Below are 18,545 nucleotides of genomic sequence, written 5' to 3' on the forward strand. Positions count from 1 at the left end.
CATGACGACAGACAGCAGCGGCGACGTCCGCCTCACCGGCATCGGCAAGACCTACGACAACGGCTTCACCGCCGTACAGCCGATGGACCTGACCGTGCCGCAGGGCTCCTTCTTCGCCCTCCTCGGTGCCTCCGGCTGCGGCAAGACCACCACCCTGCGCATGATCGCGGGACTGGAGGAGCCGACCACCGGCACCGTGCACCTCGGCGACCAGGACGTGACCCATCTGCCGCCGTACAAGAGGCCGGTGAACACGGTCTTCCAGTCGTACGCCCTCTTCCCGCACCTGGACATCTTCGAGAACGTCGCCTTCGGCCTGCGCCGGCGCGGCATCAAGAGCGTGAAGAAGCAGGTCGAGGACATGCTGGAGCTGGTCCAGCTCGGCGAGCAGGCGCGCAAGAAGCCGCACCAGCTCTCCGGCGGCCAGCAGCAGCGGGTCGCGGTGGCCCGCGCGCTGATCAACCACCCCAAGGTGCTCCTCCTCGACGAGCCGCTCGGCGCCCTCGACCTCAAGCTGCGCCGCCAGATGCAGCTGGAGCTCAAGCGGATCCAGACCGAGGTCGGCATCACCTTCGTGCACGTCACGCACGACCAGGAGGAGGCCATGACCATGGCCGACACGGTCGCCGTGATGAACGCGGGGCGCGTCGAGCAGCTCGGCTCGCCGGCCGACCTCTACGAGAACCCGAACACCACGTTCGTCGCGAACTTCCTCGGCACCTCGAACCTGATCGAGGCCGAGGTCGACTCGAAGAGCGGCGACGACATCGTCCTCAAGGCCGGCGGCGGCAAGCTGGTGCTGCCCGAGGCGCGATGTTCGGCGCCGACCACGACCGGCGGCAAGGTGCTGGTCGGGGTCCGGCCCGAGAAGATCTCCCTCACCCACGCCGACGACGCGGGCTCCATCCCCGAGGGCCGCAACCGGATCACCGGGAAGGTCGCCGACGCGAGTTTCATCGGCGTCTCCACGCAGTACGTCATCGACAGCGCCGTCTGCCCCGAGTTCGCGGTGTACGTGCAGAACGTCGAGCGCGACGGCCGGCTGGTCCCGGGCGCCGACGTCGTCCTGCACTGGAGCCCGGCGCACACCTTCGGCCTCGACGCCGCCCAGGACATCGACGCCGGCACCGAGGAGGAGGCCGCCTGATGGCCACGCTCTCCGAGGCGCCGCCGCCGCTCGCGCCCGCCGAACCCGAGACGAAGAAGGCCCCGCGCAGGCGCGGCAAGTGGACCCCGTACTGGCTGCTGCTGCCCGGCATCCTCTGGCTGGTCGTCTTCTTCGCGCTGCCGATGATCTACCAGGGGTCCACGTCGATCCAGACGGGCTCCCTGGAAGAGGGCTACAAGGTCACCTGGCACTTCGCGACCTACTGGGACGCGCTGAGCGAGTACTGGCCGCAGTTCCTCAGGTCGGTGTTCTACGCCGCCGCGGCCACGATCCTGTGCCTGGTGCTCGGCTACCCGCTGGCCTACCTGATCGCCTTCCGCGCCGGGCGCTGGCGGAACCTGATCATGATCCTGGTGATCGCGCCGTTCTTCACCAGCTTCCTGATCCGCACCCTGGCCTGGAAGACGATCCTCGCCGACAACGGCCCGGTCGTGCACGTCCTGAACTCGCTGCACATCCTGAGCGTCACCGACTTCCTGGGCTGGACGGCCGGCGACCGCGTGCTGGCCACGCCGCTCGCCGTGGTCTGCGGTCTGACGTACAACTTCCTGCCGTTCATGATCCTGCCGCTCTACACCTCGCTGGAGCGGATCGACGGACGGCTGCACGAGGCCGCCGGCGACCTGTACGCCAAGCCGTGGACGACGTTCCGGAAGGTCACCTTCCCGCTGTCGATGCCGGGCGTGGTCTCCGGCACCCTGCTGACCTTCATCCCGGCGGCCGGTGACTACGTCAACGCCGAACTCCTCGGCTCGACCGACACCCGCATGATCGGAAACGTGATCCAGACGCAGTTCCTGAGAATTCTCGACTATCCGACGGCGGCCGCGCTCTCCTTCATCCTCATGGCCGCGATCCTCGCCATGGTCACCGTCTACATCCGCCGGTCCGGGACGGAGGATCTGGTCTAAATGCCCTTCGTCAACTGGCTCAAGAAGAATCTCGTCGTCATCGCGGGACTCCTGACGCTCGGATATCTCCTCCTGCCGAACGTCATCGTCACGGTGTTCTCCTTCAACAAACCGAAGGGGCGCTTCAACTACGAATGGCAGCAGTTCTCGCTGGACGCCTGGAAGCAGCCGTGCGGGGTCGCCGACATGTGCGGCTCGCTCTCCATCAGCCTCCGGATCGCCGCCCTGGCGACGATCGGCGCCACCGTGCTCGGCACGATGATCGCCTTCGCGCTGGTCCGCTACCGGTTCCGCGCCCGCGGCGCCGTCAACTCGCTGATCTTCCTGCCGATGGCGATGCCCGAGGTCGTGATGGCGGCCTCGCTGCTCACCCTGTTCCTCAACATGGGCGCCCAGCTGGGCTTCTACACCATCCTGATCGCCCACATCATGTTCTGCCTCAGCTTCGTCGTCACCGCGGTCAAGGCGCGCGTGATGTCGATGGACCCGCGCCTGGAGGAGGCCGCCCGGGACCTCTACGCCGGACCGGCGCAGACGTTCGTCAGGGTCACCCTCCCCATCGCGGCCCCCGGAATCGCGGCGGGCGCGCTGCTGTCCTTCGCGCTCTCCTTCGACGATTTCATCATCACCAATTTCAACGCGGGCTCCACCGTCACCTTCCCCATGTTCGTCTGGGGTTCGGCACAGCGCGGCACGCCCGTCCAGATCAATGTCATCGGTACGGCCATGTTCCTGGTCGCCGTACTGTTCGTCCTGGCATCCATGCTCATCAACAACCGCCGCAACAGGCAAAAGGCATAACCCCTTTATTGACTCTGTAGGGAGTTGAAAATCATGGCCCCAAGCGCCATGAGCCGTCAGGCAGATTGGACCAAGTCTCTCTCCGAAGCACAGCCCGTCGCGTACTGGCTGGAAGACCCCGGCAAGCCCCACCCCGAGCCCGCGCTGACCGGCGCCGACACCTGCGACCTGCTGGTCGTCGGCGGCGGCTACAGCGGACTGTGGACCGCGCTCAACGCCAAGGAGCGCGACCCCGGGCGCGAGGTGGTCCTGCTGGAAGGCCACGAGGTGGGCTGGGCCGCCTCGGGCCGCAACGGCGGCTTCTGCGCCGCCTCCCTCACCCACGGGCTGCCCAACGGCCTCGCCCGCTGGCCCGAGGAGATCCACCGGCTGCAGGAACTGGGCCGGCGCAACCTCGACGAGATCGAGGCCGCCGTCGCCCGGCACGGCATCGACTGCGAGTTCGAACGCACCGGCGAGATAGACGTCGCCACCGAGACCTACCAGGCCTGGGAACTGCGCGACTGGCACAAGGACCTGGAGCGGCAGGGCCTCGCCGACGACATGGAGTTCCTCGACGCCGACGCGGTGCGGGCGCAGGTGGACTCGCCGACCTTCGAGGCGGGGCTGTGGGACCGCCGGGGCGTGGCCATGCTGCACCCGGCCAAGCTCGCCTGGGGCCTCAAGCAGGCCTGCCTCGCACTCGGCGTCCGCGTGTACGAGCACACGCCCGCCCTCGCCCTGAAGGCCTACGGCGCCGGCATGGCCGTACGCACGCCGTACGGGGCGGTCCGCGCCCGGCAGGTCGCGCTCGCCACCAACATCTTCCCGAACCTGGTCAAGCGGGTCCGCGCCTACACCGTCCCGGTCTACGACTACGCCCTGATGACCGAGCCGCTCACCGCCGAACAGCTCGGCGCGATCGGCTGGAAGAACCGGCAGGGCCTCGGGGACTCCGCCAACCAGTTCCACTACTTCCGGCTGTCCGCCGACAACCGCGTCCTGTGGGGCGGCTACGACGCCATCCACCACTACGGCGGCCGGGTGCGCCGCGAGTACGACGACCGTCCGGAGACCTACGCCAAGCTCGCCGGGCACTTCTTCAGCTGCTTCCCGCAGCTGGAGGGCGTCCGCTTCACGCACGCGTGGGGCGGCGCGATCGACACCTGCTCCCGCTTCTCGGCGTTCTTCGGCACCGCGCACCAGGGGAAGGTGGCGTACGCGGCCGGGTACACCGGCCTGGGCGTCGGCGCCAGCCGGTTCGGAGCCGACGTGATGCTGGACCTGCTGGCCGGGGAGGAGACCGAGCGCACCCGCCTGGAGATGGTCCGCAAGAAACCGCTGCCGTTCCCGCCCGAGCCGTTCGCCTGGACCGGCATCGCCCTCACCAAGTGGTCGCTGGCCCGCGCCGACGCGCACGGCGGCCGCCGCAACCTGTGGCTGCGGACGATGGACCGGCTGGGACTGGGCTTCGACAGCTGAGCCGGCCCGCCGTATGATCCAGTTCACTTCAATACGGTGCTGAAACCCGCGTAATGCCCCCGGAAGACCTCCCTCTCTCCTCGTGACGCGACGCCGCGTCCACGACTGAGATGGGGAGGTCTTCTGATGACTGGGGCGAAGACGGCGGTCGAATGGCTGGCATCCGCCGCACCGGATCCCGAAGCCTGCCGCTGGGAATGGGAGCGCAACCCGCGAGGGGTCGCGCTGCTGCCCGCCGGCAGAGCCTGGGACGTACTGATCCTGCCGGGCGAGCTCGGCTATCCGACCCTCGACGTGCTCACCCGCGTCCTCGACCGACCGGGGCCCGTCCTGGCCGACTTCGGGGACAACCGGGTGGGCTTCTTCGTGCCGCCCGGCACGGCGGCCCGGTGGCTCGGCACCGGGATCCGCACGGCGGGCGCCGGCACCTGGATCGTCGTGCCGTATCCCGGGCGGTCGACTCCGGGGGTGCGGTGGCTGGTGGCGCCGGACGGGTCGGGGACGTTGACGGATCCGGCGCTGCTGGAGCTGGCGATGCACGAGGCTGCCGCCGGCTTGGCCGACGGTGAGTAGGCGCCGACGGTGAGCGGGTGCCGTGGCGGGTGCGGTCGGCGGTCGGGTGCGGCGCCGTCGTGGCTGGTAGCGCAGTTCCCCGCGCCCCTTTGCGGGGTGGCAGGGCTGTGCACCGGGCCGTTGCCGTAGGCCTTGACAAGTGAATTGGTCTGGACCAAGTTGAGCGCACCCCACCTCCAAATCCCCCATCCCCGGAGGCACTTGTGGTTCGCGCGAGACCTGTCCTCATCATGCTCACGGCCGCGTTGCTGGCCGTACCCGGTATCACCGCGCTCTCGTCGGCCGCCCGTGCGGCCGACGCGGATCTCGCCGTCAACGGCGGGTTCGAATCGGGCCTCTCCGGCTGGACCTGCACGGCGGGCAGCGGCACGACGGTCAGCTCACCCGTGCACAGCGGCAGTTCCGCGCTGCAGGCGACCCCGGCCGGCAGTGACAACGCCCAGTGCGCGCAGACCGTGACCGTCAAGCCGAGTTCGCAGTACACCCTGTCCGGCTACGTCCGCGGCTCCTACGTCTACCTCGGCGCGAGCGGCACCGGCACCACCGACGTCTCCACGTGGACCCAGTCCGCGCCCGACTGGCAGAAACTCACCACCACCTTCACCACCGGCGCCTCGACCACGAAGGTCACCATCTACACCCACGGCTGGTACGGCACCGGCTCCTACTACGCCGACGACGTGTCGCTGGTCGGGCCGGGCGGCGCGACCACGGGCCAGCCGCCGGCCGCACCCACCGGGCTCACCGCGGGCTCGGTCACCGCCTCCAGCGTGGCCCTGTCCTGGTCCGCGGTCACCGGCGCGACGAGCTACGCGGTCTACCGGGACGGGGTGAAGGTCCAGACGGTGACCGGGACCTCGGCCACCGTGACCGGGCTGAACCCGTCGACGGCCTACAGCTTCCAGGTCACCGCCGTGAACGACGCCGGCGAGTCCGCGAAGTCGGCGGCGGTGACGGCCACCACGACCACCGGTTCCTCCGGCGGCTCCACCGGCCTGCCCACCCACGCGCTGGTCGGCTACCTGCACTCCTCCTTCGCCAACGGCGCCGGTTACACCCGCCTCGCCGACGTCCCCGACAGCTGGGACGTCATCGACCTGGCCTTCGGCGAGCCGACCTCGGCCACCTCCGGGGACATCCGCTTCAACCGCTGCCCGGTCACCGAGTGCGCGAACGTCGAGAGCGACGCCGACTTCAAGGCGGCGATCAAGGCCAAGCAGGCGGCCGGCAAGAAGGTGCTGATATCGATCGGCGGCGCCAACGGCCAGGTGCAGCTCACCACGACGGCCGCGCGGGACACCTTCGTCTCGTCCGTCTCGAACATCATCGACACCTACGGTCTCGACGGCCTCGACATCGACTTCGAGGGCCACTCCCTGTCGTTGGACGCGAGTGACACGGACTTCAAGAACCCGACGACGCCGGTGATCGTCAACCTCATCTCCGCACTGAAGACGCTGAAGGCCAAGTACGGCTCGAAGTTCGTGCTGTCCATGGCGCCCGAGACCTTCTTCGTGCAGATGGGCTACCAGTACTACGGCACCGGCAAGTGGGGCGGCCAGGACCCGCGCTGCGGGGCGTACCTCCCGGTCATCTACGCCCTGCGCGACGACCTGACCCTGCTGCACGTCCAGGACTACAACTCGGGCTCGATCATGGGCCTCGACAACCAGTACCACTCCATGGGCGGCGCCGACTTCCACATCGCCATGACCGACATGCTGCTCACCGGCTTCCCGGTGGCGGGCGACGCGGGCAACGTCTTCCCGCCCCTGCGTCCCGACCAGATCGCGATCGGCATGCCGGCCTCGACCAACGCGGGCAACGGCTACGTGGCCCCGTCCGAGGTCACCAAGACCTTGGACTGCCTGACGAAGAAGACGAACTGCGGGTCGTACACCACCCACGGCACCTGGCCGGCCCTGCGCGGGCTGATGACCTGGTCGATCAACTGGGACCGGTTCTCGAACTGGGAGTTTGAGAAGAACTTCGACGCGTACTTCGGGTGAGCAGCAGTCCCAGTGACGTCAGCAGGACGGTGGCCAGGCACCAGCTGGCCACCACGTCCAGCGGCCAGTGGTAGCCGCGGCGCACCAGGCCGTAGGAGACGCCGAGGACGAGTGTCGCGCCGAGGGCGACGGTGGTGCGGCGGGCGGCGGCGGACGTGAGCCAGGGGAGGAGGAGCAGGGTCGCCGAGCCGTACGCGATCGCCGCCGTCGCCGTGTGGCCGGAGGGGAAGTAGCCGACCGCCGGGGGGACGACGGGGGTCCCCGGGCGGGCCGTCCAGTCCTTCAGCGGCACGATGATCGCCGGGACCAGGGCCATCAGGACGGCGGCGGCGGTGGGCGGCAGCCACCACCGGTCTGTACCAGTGGCACGGCCGCGCCGGGCGACGTACGCGATGACGAGTACCAGGACCGGGACCGCGACCTGCACGTTCCCGAGGTCGGAGAGAAGCTCGGAGAACCGGTCCGGGTGGACGAGTGCGCTGCTCAGGCGGCTGTCCAGGCGGAGCAGCGGGCCATGGGCCACGACCTGCCAGGTGATCAGCGCGAAGAGGAGGACCGGCAGGCCCAGGAGCGCCAGGAGTCCCGCGAGGGGAAAGTGAAGGAAGGAGGTCGGCCGCCCCGGAACAGGGGGGGTGGTTCCGAGGCGGCCGTCCGGATCGGAACGCCGCGCGCCCCGGGGGGTTTGGGGCGAGCGACCGTCCGATCGGTGAGGAGATCCGGAGCCGGAGGCGCCGGTTGTGTGCGCGAGGGCACGACCAGGTCGAAGCTGGGGAGGCCCCGGCCTGAAATCGCCCACAGTCCCCTGTGGGCGGGGTGTATTTCTCATCTGGGTAGAACCTACGGCAGGGTCCGGTGCCGCGACAGGCGGAATCGCGTCCCGTCATCCACCTCGCACACCTTCTTCACACGGCCTGACGGGGGCCGCCCCAGCCCCCCACATCACGCCAGGTGGGAGGGGTGGGGCGGCGGTGGTACACGGGTTCGAGATCCTCTGCGCGGGCTTGGCGAAGTCTGTGGCTCAGATCCGCGCGAAGGCCTGCTCGATGATGTCGAGGCCCTCGTTGAGGAGGTCCTCGCCGATGACCAGCGGCGGCAGGAAGCGGAGCACGTTGCCGTAGGTGCCACAGGTCAGGACCAGCAGTCCCTCCTGGTGGCAGGCCTTGGCGAGGGCCGCGGTGGCCTCCGGGTTCGGCTCCTTGGTGGCGCGGTCCTTGACCAGCTCGATGGCGATCATCGCGCCCCGGCCGCGGACGTCGCCGATGACGTCGAACTTCTCGGCCATGGCGGTGAGCCGGGGCTTCATGATCGACTCGATGTTCTTCGCCTTGGCGTTGAGGTCGAGCTCCTTCATGGTCTCGATGGCCCCGAGCGCACCGGCGCAGGCGACCGGGTTGCCGCCGTAGGTGCCGCCGAGCCCGCCCGCGTGCGCGGCGTCCATGATCTCGGCGCGGCCCGTCACGGCGGCCAGCGGCAGACCGCCGGCGATGCCCTTGGCCGTGGTGATCAGGTCCGGGACGATGCCCTCGTCCTCGCACGCGAACCACTGGCCCGTACGGCAGAACCCGGACTGGATCTCGTCCGCGACGAAGACGATTCCGTTGTCCGCGGCGAACTGGCGGATCGCCGGGAGGAAGCCCTTGGCCGGCTCGATGAAGCCGCCCTCGCCGAGCACCGGCTCGATGATGATCGCGGCGACGTTGTCGGCGCCGATCTGCTTGCTGATCTGGTCGATGGCCTGGGCGGCGGCTTCCGGTCCTGCGTTCTCCGGGCCGGTGAGCCAGCGGTAGGCGTAGGCGACCGGAACCCGGTACACCTCGGGCGCGAACGGACCGAAGCCGTTCTTGTACGGCATGTTCTTCGAGGTCAGCGCCATCGTGAGGTTGGTCCGGCCGTGGTAGCCGTGGTCGAAGACGACGACGGCCTGGCGCTTGGTGTACGCACGCGCGATCTTCACGGCGTTCTCGACGGCCTCGGCGCCGGAGTTGAACAGCGCGGACTTCTTGGCGTGGTCACCCGGGGTGAGCTCCGCGAGGGCCTCGGCGACCTCCACGTAGCCCTCGTACGGGGTGACCATGAAACAGGTGTGGGTGAAGTCGGCCAGCTGGGCGCTCGCGCGGCGTACGACGGCCTCGGCGGAGGCGCCGACCGAGGTCACGGCGATGCCGGAACCGAAGTCGATGAGGCGGTTGCCGTCGACGTCCTCGATGATCCCGCCGCCCGCGCGCGCGGTGAAGACGGGCAGCACCGAACCCACACCCTGCGCCACCGCGGCGAGACGGCGGGACTGCAGCTCCTGCGACTTCGGGCCGGGTATGGCGGTGACGACGCGACGCTCCTGCGGAAGTGCGGTCATGGGGGCTCCCTGATGAGTGGTGCGAACCGATGCGTGCCGGGCGCGTCCCGTCCGGTTGCTCCGGTGGTGCGTTTTCGGACGCTTTCCTTCTTTCTTCGCAGGCTAGGGCCGGGCGTGGGAGGTGGGCATGCTCCATGTGGGCGTTGTCGGAGAGTGACGTTGTCCGCGATGGACATAGTGCGGTCGGGGGACCGGTGTCCGGCCGGACGGCTCCCCGGCCGCGTAAGCGGTGAACTCCCCTTGCGAGGGCGTTAGATTGGCCGCTGACGGTGGACTGAAGAACGGCTGGTCAGGGAGCGAGAGCGATGGACAGCGACGGGACGCGGGACACGCGGCGTACGCATGCGAACCCCGTACCGCGTCCGGCGGCGCCGCAGGACGCGGGCGCGGTGCCGGCCGAGGCGCCCGCGGTACCGCCACGGCCCACGGCACCACCGACGGCGGTACCACCGCTGCCGGACGGCTCGGCTTTCCTGGCGTGGCTGCGCGCACCCCGGCCCGAGGCGGCACCGGGGGTGTGGCGGTTCGGGTACCGGGCGCGGGCGGAGCAGGAACCCGAGGAACTGCCCACCCGGCAACTGCTCAGCGGCGCCCTGATCGCCTTTCTGGTGGGGTGGCTGGTCTGGTCCCTGCTGACGCACGGGTACCTGGGGGCGTGGTGGGGGCTGCCGCTCCAGCTGCTCCTCCCCGCCTCGTGGCAGGGCGCGAACGCGACGATCTCACCGACCGCGACCCGCTTCATCTACGAGGGGTACACGTACCTGGTCGCCCTCACCATCATGCTCGTGGTGGGCAAGCTCGGCCGGTGGGGTGAGGTGTGGCGCCGGTTCGTGGCGCCCCGGTTCAGGGCCGCGGCGACCGCGGGAACCCGCCAGGAGCCGCCGGCGCCGTCGGAGGACCCCGCCCAATGGCCCCACCTGCGGGCAGCCGGTGCCGACGCCGCCGCCGACCGGCTCGCCGGTGAGGCGCGCAGCGGGCTGATGCGGGACGTGGACCACGCCCGGATCGCCCGCGCCTGGCAGGGCGTACGCAGCGGCCGGCACACCATGGCCACCTTCACCGCGGCCGTGGTCAAGGACGGCGCCGCCGCCTGCCTGCACCCCTCCGGCGAACGCGACCTGCCCGCCCGGCATGCCCGCCACGACCTGGTCACCGGCCAGGTCCGGCTCGGCACCACCGCCGACGACCCGCGCAACCCCTACCGGTACCGGGGCACCGGCCTCGCCCTCGGCCCCGAACTGCTCGGCACCTCGCTGCTCGCCGTGGGCCCGGCCGGCTCCGGCAAGACCGGCAGCCTGGTCCGCCCGCTCGCCGAGTCGCTCTGCCTGCACGCGCTCGCCGGCCGCGCCTCCGTGGTCGTCGTCGGCGCGGCCGGCGCCGGCCTCGGACCCGCCGACGCCTACGACGTCGTCGTCCGCATCGCCCACCCCGAGTCCGTCTACGACCTCGACCTGTACGGCGGCACCACCGACCCCGACGAGGCCGCCGCCATACTCGCCGAGGCCCTCGCCGGCGACCTCGCCGACCCGCACCCCGGCAGCGACAGCCGCCGCTCCACCACCGTCCTCGCCCAGCTGCTCGGCCCGTTCCGGGCGGTCCACGGCCGCTTCCCCTCCGTCCCCGAACTGCGCCAGCTCCTCGACGGCGCCCCCGGCCCGCTCGCCGCGCTCCGCAAGGCCCTGACGACGACCGGCCACGAGTCGCTGCTGCGCGAGCTCGACGCGCGGGAACGCCAGATGGGACACCCGGGGGACGTCGGCGCGGTCCTCGCCGACCGCATCGCCCTCCTCGACCGCCCGGCCTTCGCCGGCTTCTTCGACACCTCCGGCCAGTCCCGGCCCTTCTCCCTCAAGGCCCTCGACCACCCGGTCCGGGTCCGCATCGACCTGCCCGAGCGCGGCCACGCGGACGCCTCCCGCATCCTGGCCCGCCTGGTGCTCGCCCAGTTCACGGCGAGCGTCGCGGTACGGGACGACCGCTCGCTCTTCTCCTGCCTGCTCCTGGACGACGCGACGGGCGTGGTGACGCCGGAGGCGGTCCGCGCCGTCCAGCGGCTGCGCTCCGCCAACGCGGGCGTGGTGCTGACCCTGCGCACCCTGGACGACGTACCCCGCCCGCTCCGCGGCCCGCTGCTCGGTGCCGCCGGCTGCAGGATGGCCTTCGCCGGGCTCACCCCCTGGGACGGGCAGGACTTCGCCGAGGTCTGGGGCAAGGAGTGGACCGAGGCCCGGGACGTCACCGACCGCCAGATCATCGCGGAGACCCCGGCGGGCAAGGCGCTGCACGTCGTACGCCGGGTGATCACCGGCAAGGCGGCCACGGCACGGGCCGTCACCGTCCGGCAGGTGGAGCGCGAGCGCTGGTCGGCCTCGGAACTGGCCCACGGTCTGCCACCGGGCCATGCGGTCCTCTCCCTCACCACGGTCAAGGGCGAGCACGCGCCTCCGCTCCTGGTGGACCTCAGGGCAGGCGGCCGGCTCTGAACACCGGGGCACACGCGACCGTACAGTGAGGCAGAATCGACAGAGGCCGTTCATACGGCACGGCCAAAGACCACTGGCCTCACTCACGACGCTCACGGCGCTCACGACGCCTTCGACCCAAGAGAAGATCTGACGGCCTGATGCCACCGACGCTCGCCTCGCTCGTCCACCACTCCGCGCTCAAACTGACCGTGCGCGCGGGCGAGGACCGCCTCGACGTGCCCGTGCGCTGGGCCCATGTCAGTGAACTCGCCGACCCGGTGCCCTACATGGAGGGCGGGGAACTGCTCCTGATCACCGCGCTGAAGCTGGACGCGGAGAATCCGGAGGCGATGCGGAAGTACGTGAAACGGCTGGTCGGAGCCGGTGTGGTGGGCCTCGGTTTCGCCGTCGGGGTCAACTACGAAGAGATCCCCGAGGCCCTGGTCGACGCGGCGGAACACGAGGGCCTGCCCCTGTTGGAGGTGCCGCGCCGCACCCCCTTCCTCGCGATCAGCAAGGCCGTCTCGGCGGCGATAGCGGCCGACCAGTACCGCGCGGTGACGGCGGGCTTCGCCGCCCAGCGTGAACTGACCAGGCAGGCGCTGAACGCCGGCCCGGAGGGCCTGCTCGCCGCGCTCGCCGCGCAGGTGGACGGCTGGGCGGCGCTGTACGACGCGTCCGGCGCGGTCGTCGCGACGGCACCGGAGTGGGCGGGGCGCCGGGCGGCGCGCCTGACGGCGGAGGTGGAACGCCTGCGGGAACGCCCGGCACCGGCGTCCTCGGTGGTCGGCGGCCCCGACAACGAGGACCGGGTGGAACTGCACTCCCTCGGTACCGGCCGCCGTCCGCGGGCGGCCCTGGCGGTCGGCACGGCCTCGGCGCTCGGCACGGCGGAGCGCTACGCCGTCCACTCCGCGATCGCCCTCCTGACCCTCACGACGGAACGCTCCCGCTCGCTGCACGCGGCCGAGCAGCGGGTCGGGGCGGCGGTGCTGCGCATGCTGCTCGCCGGGCAGCCGGACCACGCCCGCGGGGTCGCCGGGGACCTGTACGGCGGGCTGCTCGACGCCCCCTTCCGGATGATCGTCGCGGACGCGGGCGGCGGCGAGGTGCTGGCCGGTCTCACCGAGGCGGTGGAGTCGGCCGCGGCCCGTGCCGGGGAGGCGGTGCTGCTGGTGCCCGAGGGGGAGCGGCTGGTGGTGCTGGCCGCGGACGGGGGCGCGGCGGTGGCGGCGTGCGTGGAGTACGCGGCGGCACGGGAGGCGGCGCGGGCGGTGCCGGCGGAGCAGGGCGGCGGCGAGGACGACGAACTGGTGGTGGGCCTCTCCGCGCCGTCCGGCCCGATCGCCGCGGCGGCCGCGTACAAGCAGGCCGAACAGGCGCTGTCCGTGGCCCGGCGCAGGGGCCGGGTCCTGGTCGAGCACGACCAGCTGGCCTCGGGATCGGTCCTTCCGCTCCTCGCCGACGACGCGGTGAAGGCGTTCGCCGACGGTCTGCTCAGGGCGCTGTACGAGCACGACGCGACCGGCCGGGGTGACCTGGTCGCCTCCCTGCGGGCGTGGCTCTCCCGGCACGGCCAGTGGGACGCGGCGGCGGCAGACCTCGGCGTCCACCGGCACACGCTCCGCTACCGGATGCGCAGGGTGGAGGAGATCCTGGGCCGCTCCCTGGACGACCCGGACGTCCGGATGGAACTGTGGCTGGCACTGAAGGCGACGTCGGGGGAGTAGCCGGGTCCTTGCCCACCCACCCACCCGACTCGCTCAGCTGAGACCTCACCGTCTCGGCACAGGCCGACGGCCTGCAGCTCCACTGCCGTCTGCGGCCCGTACCGGGCTGGCCGCGCAGTTCCTCGCGCCCCTGGGTTTCTCACCGTGCCCGGTGCTGAGAGCGGGAGCCCGGCCTGTAACGACGGGCCCGCACCCCACTTTCCAGCCCGTCCGGCCTTTGAGGACGAGGCCGGAGGCCGAAGCGGGGGTCCGGGGGCGGGGCAGCCCCCGGAACGGGCAAGCGACCTGCCCCGCCCGCACCGTGCCAATCCGGCGCACCCCCCACCCCCACCACTACACCCCGGACAAACGCGCCCTCGGCCCCATCGACCTACCGTGGAGCCGAACACCCTGCACACACCCACCCCCAACGCGGAAGGGCCGGGACTCGCAATGACCGCCACCCACGCCTTCTGGCTCGCCGGCCGCCAGGCCACCGGCGAGGACACCTTCGACGTCACCAACCCGTGGGACGCCCGTCTCGTCGGCAAGGTCAGCGTGCCCACCGACGCCCAGGTCGAGGAAGCCGTCGCCGCCGCGTACGCCGTACGGGACGAGTTCGCCGCCACCCCCGCCCACGTACGCGCCGCCGCCCTCGACCACGTCAGCCGCCGCCTGGCCGAGCGCACCGAGGAGATAGCCCAGCTGATCTCCGCCGAGAACGGCAAGCCGATCAAGTGGGCCCGCGGCGAGGTCGGCCGCGCCGTCTCCGTGTTCCGGTTCGCCGCCGAGGAGGCCCGCCGCTTCAACAGCGGCGAGGCCCAGCGGCTGGACACCGACCTCGGGGGCCAGGGCCGCCTCGCGCTGACCCGCCGCTTCCCGAAGGGCGTCGTGCTCGGCATCGCGCCGTTCAACTTCCCCCTCAACCTGTGCGCCCACAAGATCGCCCCGGCGATCGCGGCCGGCGCGCCGATCATCCTGAAGCCGGCCCCGGCCACCCCCCTCTCCGGCCTGATCATCGGTGACCTGCTCGCCGAGACGACCGGTCTCCCGGCCGGTTCCTGGTCGATCCTCCCGGTCGCCAACGACAAGATGGCCGCCCTCGTCCAGGACGAGCGCCTCCCGGTCATCTCCTTCACCGGTTCCGAGAAGGTCGGCTACTCGATCATGGACTCGGTGCCCCGCAAGCACTGCACCCTGGAGCTCGGCGGCAACGGCGCGGCCGTCGTCCTCGGCGACTACGCGAGCGACGCCGACCTCGACTGGGCCGCCACCCGCATCGCGACCTTCTCCAACTACCAGGGCGGCCAGTCCTGCATCTCGGTCCAGCGGGTCATCGCCGACGCCGCCGTCTACGACCGGCTCCTGCCGCGCATCGTCGCCGCCGTCGAGGCCCAGGTCACCGGCGACCCCGCCGACGACAACACCGACGTCGGCCCGCTGGTCAGCGAGGCGGCCGCCGAGCGGGTCGAGGCGTGGGTGAAGGAGGCCGTCGAGGCCGGCGCCACCCTGGTCACCGGCGGCGACCGCGACGGCGCCAGCTTCGCGCCGACCGTCCTCACCGACGTGCCGGAGGACACCACCATCTCGTGCGAGGAGGTCTTCGGTCCCGTCCTCACGGTGCAGAAGGTGCACGGCGAGGCCGAGGCGTTCGCCGCCGTCAACGCCTCCAAGTACGGCCTCCAGGCGGGCGTGTTCACCCACGACCTCCAGGGCGCCTTCCGCGCCCACCGCGCCCTCGAGGTCGGCGGCGTCGTCATCGGCGACGTCCCCTCCTACCGCGCCGACCAGATGCCGTACGGCGGCGTGAAGCAGTCCGGCGTCGGCCGCGAGGGCGTCAAGTTCGCCATGGACGACTACACCTACGAGCGCGTCCTGGTGCTCACGGGCCTCGCCCTCTGACCTGCCACGGACGGACCGGAGAGCGACGGAACGGCCGCAGCCCGCTGTGCGGGGGCTGCGGCCGTTATCCGTTCGACGGGAGCTGTTTCAGCAAGGGCCCGGCGCCGATGCCTTCCGGTGCCGGGCCCCTGTCCGTGCCGGCCGTTCCGGACCCTCAACCGGAGAAGCCGACGTGCGCGAGCCGTAGGGGGCCGCGCAGTTCGAGGTGGAGGTCGTGCACGCCGTCGGCGGTGAGGGGGGCCGTGAGGGAGGTGTAGGTGTAGGCGTCGCGGGTCGGCTCGTCGAGGGTGAGTGCGGCCAGGGGCGGGGCGCCGTCGAGGGAGAGTTCCAGGGTGCCCCGGCCCGCGACCCCGACCGTGACCTCCGTCGTGCCGGTCCCGAAGTCGCAGTTCCGGTAGACGAGTTGGCCCGTGCCGCCGTCCGCCGGGGTGACCGCGTCGCCCGCCGTCCGGGTGCGGTCCACGATCGCGACGCCCGACTGCTCGTCGAAGTCCGCCGGTTCCAGACCCGACGCGGAGGTGACGGACCGCGGTGCCGTGGGCTCGCCGTCGAGGACCACCGTCGTACGGAGGCGGATGTCCGTGCTGGACGCGCCGGCGAGGAGGTCGTACGGGCCCGGTTCGCGGCGCCGGCCGCTTCGTGCCACGTCCCAGAACCCGAAGGCGGAGAGCGGGACTTCGAAGGTCAGCAGGGTTCGTTCGCCGGGCGCCAGGGTGAGCCGGCGGTGGGCCAGGAGTTCGCGGCGCGGGCGGACCGCCGACGGCTCGGCGGCCCGGGTGTAGAGCTGGGCCACCTCGTCCGCCGGTACGTCGCCCGTGTTGGCGACCGTGAAGGAGACCCGGAGGGTTTCCTCCGCGACCTCGGTCGCCAGGTCCGCGTAGCGGAAGGACGCGTAGGACAGGCCGTGGCCGAAGGGGAACAGCGGGGTGCCCTCGAAGTAGAGGTAGGTCTGGCGGGCGCCGAGCACGTCGTAGTCGAGCAGGCCGGGGAGGTCGGCGTCGGAGGCGTACCAGGTCTGCGGGAGGCGGCCCGCGGGGGAGACGTCGCCGGCCAGGACACGGGCGAGCGCGGTGCCGGCCGCCTGGCCGCCGTGGGCCGTCCAGAGCACGGCGGGCAGCCGGGCCACGTCCACCGCGTACGGGTACGACGACACCAGCGCCAGCACCGTGTGCGGGTTCGCGGCACGGGCGGACCGCAGCAGGCGCTCCTGGTGCGGGGGCAGGGCCAGGGTCGTACGGTCCTCGGTCTCGCGGCCGTTGACGTGCGGGTCGTTGCCCGCGACCACCAGGACCGCGTCGGCCGCGGCGGCCACCCTGGCGACGGCCTCCGCACCCCGTTCGACGATGATCAATTCGAGGATCGAGGCGTTCTCGGCGGCAACCTTCACGCCGTCGGCGGCGACAGAGACGTGGCGACCCGTGCCGAGGTGCCGGAGGAGGTGACCGTTCTCGTGGGGTTCCAGGCGGAACGTCTCCTGGACGACCCAGCCGCCGGGCTGGTCCGCGGCGGCGCGGACGAAGCCGTCCTCGGCGACGGAGAGGTAGCGGCCGTCCGGGGCGCGGAGGGTGAGGACGCCCTCGCCCCAGTCGGCCAGGGCGAACTCGGTGCCGGTGGCGTCGGTGGTCAGCGGCGGGAGGTCGGTGCGGCCCGCGAGCAGCGCCGGGTCCAGGGCGCCGGCCGCGCCGCGTGCCTCGTCGGCGGCCGCGGGGGCGGGCGGCACGTGCAGGAAGGCGCCGTCCGTGAGCCGCAGCCGGACCCGGTCGACCCCCTCGGCGAACTCCACGCGCTCCGCGCCGAACCGCTCGTACAGGCCCTCCAGCGGAGTGGAGCGGTGGATCAGGGTGCCGCTGTACCAGTCGAGTTTGCACTCGTCGGCGAGGAGACCGACCACGGCGATCCGGGCGTCGGGTGCGAGCGGCAGCAGGTCGCCGTCGTTCTTCAGCAGGACCACCGCCTGCTCGGCCGCCTCCTGGGCGAGGGCGCGGTGGGCCGGGCTGTCGAACTCGCCGGTCCCCGCGTGCGGATCGTCGTGCGGGTCGAACTCGCCGAGGCGGAAGCGGACCGAGAGGTGGCGGCGGACCGCCGTGTCGATGTCCTTCTCCGTCAGCAGCCCCTGGGCGAGGGCGCCGTCGACCCGGGCGATGATCTGCGAGCTGTCCGTGCCGTGGTCGGTGAAGCTGTCGACGCCGGCGAGCAGGGCGGCCGCGGTCGCTTCCTCGTGCGTGGCGAAGTAGTGCTCGTGGTCGACCAGGTTGCTGGGCGCGCCGGCGTCGGAGCAGACCAGCAGATCCTCCTCCGTCCAGGTGCGCAACTGCTCACGCAGGTAGGGGGAGACGTGGTTGGGGCGGCCGTTGACCAGGTTGTACGCGGGCATCACACCGGCCACCGCGCCCGCCTCCACGGTCTCTCTGAATGCCCGCAGGTCGTACTCGTGCAGCACCCGCGGGCGGACCGAGGAGGACGAGGTGGCCCGGTCCGTCTCGTTGTTGTGGGCCAGCCAGTGCTTGAGGAGGGGCGCGGTGCGCCAGTACACCGGGTGGTCGCCGCGCAGACCGCGGGTGTAGGCGGTGGCGACGGCGGAGGTCAGCTTCGGGTCCTCGGAGTAGCCCTCCTCGTTGCGGCCCCAGAGCGGGTGGCGCAGCAGGTTCACCGTCGGAGCCCAGACGTTGAGGCCGACCCGGTCGTCACGGGCGCGCATGGCGCGGACCTCCTTGGACACGGCCTCGCCGACCCGCCGGACGAGATCGGTGTTCCAGCTCGCGCCCAGGCCCACCGCCTGCGGGAACACCGTCGCCGGGCCCATCCAGGCCACCCCGTGCAGGGCCTCCTGGCCGGTTCGGAAGGCGGCGATGCCGAGGCGCTCCACGGCGGGCGCGAACTGGTGCAGGAAGGAGACCTTCTCGTCCAGGGTGAGCCGGGCCAGCAGATCGTCGATGCGCTTCGCGAACGGCAGGCGAGGATCGCGGAAAGGCGGCGTGGGCGGCGTTTGAGCGGTCACGTGCGGTTCCCCTTGCGATGGAGCGACGCGGAGCTTTCGAAGCGCTTCGATGCTCATTCGACGCACCGTCGGGTGTCAAGAGACGCTCACCGAAAAATCAAGTGGCGCATAAGGAGAGGTCATCCCCAAGACCTCGGGGGAATCTTGGGAGCGGCCCTTGTGCACCCCCGGGTGTTCACTTAACCTCGCAGCAAC

General features: G+C 71.6%; 12 protein-coding genes. 9 read left to right on the forward strand and 3 right to left on the reverse strand.

Going from position 1 to position 18,545, the window contains the following annotated elements; translation table 11 throughout:
- Window position 1: 1 nt before the first annotated feature.
- The 6 genes from ACFY0K_RS39250 (at window position 2) to ACFY0K_RS39275 (ending at window position 6,923) form a co-directional block, all read left to right on the forward strand.
- Complete coding sequence (locus ACFY0K_RS39250) at window positions 2–1,147, forward strand: ABC transporter ATP-binding protein (protein WP_093498800.1); 1,146 nt, start codon at window positions 2–4, stop codon at window positions 1,145–1,147.
- The gene (locus ACFY0K_RS39255) at window positions 1,147–2,079 is read left to right on the forward strand and encodes an ABC transporter permease (protein ID WP_382718080.1); all 933 of its coding nucleotides are present in this window, start codon (window positions 1,147–1,149) and stop codon (window positions 2,077–2,079) included. Before ACFY0K_RS39250 ends, ACFY0K_RS39255 begins: the two co-directional genes overlap by 1 nt.
- The gene (locus ACFY0K_RS39260) at window positions 2,080–2,880 is read left to right on the forward strand and encodes an ABC transporter permease (RefSeq protein ID WP_351959615.1); all 801 of its coding nucleotides are present in this window, start codon (window positions 2,080–2,082) and stop codon (window positions 2,878–2,880) included.
- A gap of 33 nt (window positions 2,881–2,913) precedes the next feature.
- Window positions 2,914–4,341 carry an NAD(P)/FAD-dependent oxidoreductase gene (locus ACFY0K_RS39265; protein ID WP_390643867.1) on the forward strand — a complete coding sequence of 476 codons (1,428 nt, stop codon included), beginning with the start codon at window positions 2,914–2,916 and terminating at the stop codon, window positions 4,339–4,341.
- Window positions 4,342–4,467: 126 nt separating this feature from the next.
- On the forward strand, window positions 4,468–4,914 hold the full coding sequence (locus tag ACFY0K_RS39270) for a hypothetical protein (RefSeq protein ID WP_390643868.1): 447 nt from the start codon (window positions 4,468–4,470) through the stop codon (window positions 4,912–4,914).
- 230 nt (window positions 4,915–5,144) lie between these two features.
- Window positions 5,145–6,923: a chitinase gene (locus ACFY0K_RS39275; protein ID WP_390643869.1), complete on the forward strand. Its 1,779-nt coding sequence runs from the start codon at window positions 5,145–5,147 to the stop codon at window positions 6,921–6,923.
- On the opposite strand, the gene ACFY0K_RS39280 is transcribed toward ACFY0K_RS39275, so the two are convergent.
- Together ACFY0K_RS39280 and gabT are read right to left on the reverse strand one after the other, a co-directional pair.
- Window positions 6,862–7,719, reverse strand: a complete 858-nt coding sequence (locus ACFY0K_RS39280) for a phosphatase PAP2 family protein (protein ID WP_390643870.1) — start codon at window positions 7,717–7,719, stop codon at window positions 6,862–6,864. The two genes, ACFY0K_RS39275 and ACFY0K_RS39280, sit on opposite strands and share 62 nt — an antisense overlap.
- Window positions 7,720–7,941: 222 nt before the next feature.
- Window positions 7,942–9,276, reverse strand: coding sequence for a 4-aminobutyrate--2-oxoglutarate transaminase (gabT, locus tag ACFY0K_RS39285; RefSeq protein ID WP_382718089.1), 1,335 nt, complete (start codon window positions 9,274–9,276; stop codon window positions 7,942–7,944).
- A gap of 305 nt (window positions 9,277–9,581) precedes the next feature.
- Here gabT and ACFY0K_RS39290 point away from each other — a divergent pair, with 305 nt between their 5' ends.
- The 3 genes from ACFY0K_RS39290 to ACFY0K_RS39300 all read left to right on the forward strand — a co-directional run bounded on the left by ACFY0K_RS39290 (window position 9,582) and on the right by ACFY0K_RS39300 (window position 15,352).
- Window positions 9,582–11,759 carry an ATP-binding protein gene (locus ACFY0K_RS39290; protein WP_390643871.1) on the forward strand — a complete coding sequence of 726 codons (2,178 nt, stop codon included), beginning with the start codon at window positions 9,582–9,584 and terminating at the stop codon, window positions 11,757–11,759.
- Window positions 11,760–11,899: 140 nt separating this feature from the next.
- Window positions 11,900–13,471, forward strand: coding sequence for a PucR family transcriptional regulator (locus ACFY0K_RS39295; protein ID WP_390643872.1), 1,572 nt, complete (start codon window positions 11,900–11,902; stop codon window positions 13,469–13,471).
- A gap of 432 nt (window positions 13,472–13,903) precedes the next feature.
- Complete coding sequence (locus tag ACFY0K_RS39300; protein ID WP_390643873.1) at window positions 13,904–15,352, forward strand: aldehyde dehydrogenase family protein; 1,449 nt, start codon at window positions 13,904–13,906, stop codon at window positions 15,350–15,352.
- Between the two features lie 154 nt (window positions 15,353–15,506).
- On the opposite strand, the gene ACFY0K_RS39305 is transcribed toward ACFY0K_RS39300, so the two are convergent.
- On the reverse strand, window positions 15,507–18,350 hold the full coding sequence (locus ACFY0K_RS39305; protein ID WP_390643874.1) for a glycoside hydrolase family 3 C-terminal domain-containing protein: 2,844 nt from the start codon (window positions 18,348–18,350) through the stop codon (window positions 15,507–15,509).
- Window positions 18,351–18,545: the final 195 nt, after the last annotated feature.

Origin of the sequence: Streptomyces sp. NPDC001507, assembly GCF_042894765.1 — a bacterium.
Classification (GTDB): Bacteria; Actinomycetota; Actinomycetes; order Streptomycetales; family Streptomycetaceae; genus Streptomyces.

Bases quoted from the DNA above. Each gene is read 5' to 3' on its own strand.
- ACFY0K_RS39250 (WP_093498800.1), top strand. From the start codon at position 2: ATGACGACAGACAGCAGCGGCGACGTCCGCCTCACCGGCATCGGCAAG.
- ACFY0K_RS39255 (WP_382718080.1), top strand. From the start codon at position 1,147: ATGGCCACGCTCTCCGAGGCGCCGCCGCCGCTCGCGCCCGCCGAACCC.
- ACFY0K_RS39260 (WP_351959615.1), top strand. From the start codon at position 2,080: ATGCCCTTCGTCAACTGGCTCAAGAAGAATCTCGTCGTCATCGCGGGA.
- ACFY0K_RS39265 (WP_390643867.1), top strand. From the start codon at position 2,914: ATGGCCCCAAGCGCCATGAGCCGTCAGGCAGATTGGACCAAGTCTCTC.
- ACFY0K_RS39270 (WP_390643868.1), top strand. From the start codon at position 4,468: ATGACTGGGGCGAAGACGGCGGTCGAATGGCTGGCATCCGCCGCACCG.
- ACFY0K_RS39275 (WP_390643869.1), top strand. From the start codon at position 5,145: ATGCTCACGGCCGCGTTGCTGGCCGTACCCGGTATCACCGCGCTCTCG.
- gabT (WP_382718089.1), bottom strand. From the start codon at position 9,276: ATGACCGCACTTCCGCAGGAGCGTCGCGTCGTCACCGCCATACCCGGC.
- ACFY0K_RS39290 (WP_390643871.1), top strand. From the start codon at position 9,582: ATGGACAGCGACGGGACGCGGGACACGCGGCGTACGCATGCGAACCCC.
- ACFY0K_RS39295 (WP_390643872.1), top strand. From the start codon at position 11,900: ATGCCACCGACGCTCGCCTCGCTCGTCCACCACTCCGCGCTCAAACTG.
- ACFY0K_RS39300 (WP_390643873.1), top strand. From the start codon at position 13,904: ATGACCGCCACCCACGCCTTCTGGCTCGCCGGCCGCCAGGCCACCGGC.